The 1,272-nt window shown below is 64.8% G+C and carries 1 protein-coding gene; it reads right to left on the bottom strand.

All coding sequences use genetic code 11. From position 1 onward, the window contains the following. Positions 1-32: 32 nt before the first annotated feature. Positions 33-1,201 (bottom strand): IS3 family transposase gene (locus ON38_RS18585; protein ID WP_085995447.1). Its coding sequence is split into 2 segments (ribosomal slippage): positions 33-914 and positions 917-1,201, totalling 1,167 coding nucleotides; the frame shifts between segments, so codons are not numbered across the junction. Between the last annotated feature and the right edge of the window lie 71 nt (positions 1,202-1,272).

A 1,272-nucleotide genomic window follows, 5' to 3' on the forward strand; every position in this document is an offset into this window, starting at 1 on the left:
TTGGGGGCTGCTGCACGATCAGGTGACAGTAGTTAGGCAGCCTGACCGGCTGCTGCTGGGGTCATGATCGCTTCGTATTCGACCGGGGTCAACCGGCCGAGCCGGGTTTGGCGGCGACGGCGGTGGTAGGTGCGTTCGATCCAGGTCACGATCGCGATCCGCAACTGTTCGCGGGTGTGCCACCGCTGTCGGTCCAAAACATTGCGTTGCAGCAGGCTGAAGAAGCTTTCCATGGCCGCGTTGTCCCCGGCCGCACCGACCCGGCCCATCGAGCCGGCCATCCGGTGCCGGTTCAAGGCGTGAACGAAACGTCGGGATCGAAATTGAGAACCGCGGTCGGTGTGCAGAATGCAGCCGGCGACCTCGCCGCGGCGGGCTACCGCGTTGTTCAATGCCGCGACCGCGAGCCTCGACTTCATGCGCGAGTCGATCGAGTAGCCCACGATCCGGCCGGAGAACACGTCCTTGACCGCGCAGAGGTAGAGCTTGCCTTCACCGGTGTGATGTTCGGTGATATCGCTGAGCCACAAGTGGTTTCGTGCATGCGCGGTGAAGTCTCGTTTCACGAGGTCGTCGTGCACCGGCGGGCCCGGTCGGCCGTTCTTGCCGCGCCGGCGTTTGCCGAACGCACTCCACCAGCGATTGGCCGAGCAGATCCGCCAGGCGGTGCGCCCGGCCATCGGTTCACCAGCGGCATCGGCTTCGTCGGCCAGGAACCGGTAGCCGAACTCCGGGTCGTCGCGGTGGGCGTCGAACAGGGCGTTCGCGCGATAGGCCTCGGTGAGTTCGGTCTCGGTGACCGGCGCGGCCAGCCACCGGTAATAGGGTTGGCGAGCAAGGTTCAGTACCCGGCAGGTGACCGCGACGGGGATCCCGTCGGCGGCGAGCTCGCTCACGAGCGGGTAGAATCTTTTCCCGGGAGATTGGCCTGCGACAGATACGCCGCAGCCCGGCGCAGCACTTCGTTCTCCTGCTCGAGCAAACGGTTGCGGCGCCGCAATTCCCGCAGCTCATCGGACTCGCTTCTGGTCGTTCCGGGCTTGTTGCCCTCGTCGATATCAGCTCGACGCATCCACTTCGTCAAGGTCATCGGGTGGATCCCGAAATCGGCGGCGACCTGGTCGAGAGTCACTCCTTCTTCACGGTTTCGGGCGACCCGGACCACATCGTCACGGAACTCCTGCGGGTAGGGCTTGGGCACGATGACATCCTTCCAGGCTCACCTCTCGGCAAGCCAGATCGATGTCACCTATCCGTGCAGCAGCCCCTTGG

Source organism: Nocardia testacea NBRC 100365 (genome assembly GCF_000308775.1).
GTDB classification, from domain to species: domain Bacteria; phylum Actinomycetota; class Actinomycetes; order Mycobacteriales; family Mycobacteriaceae; genus Nocardia; species Nocardia testacea.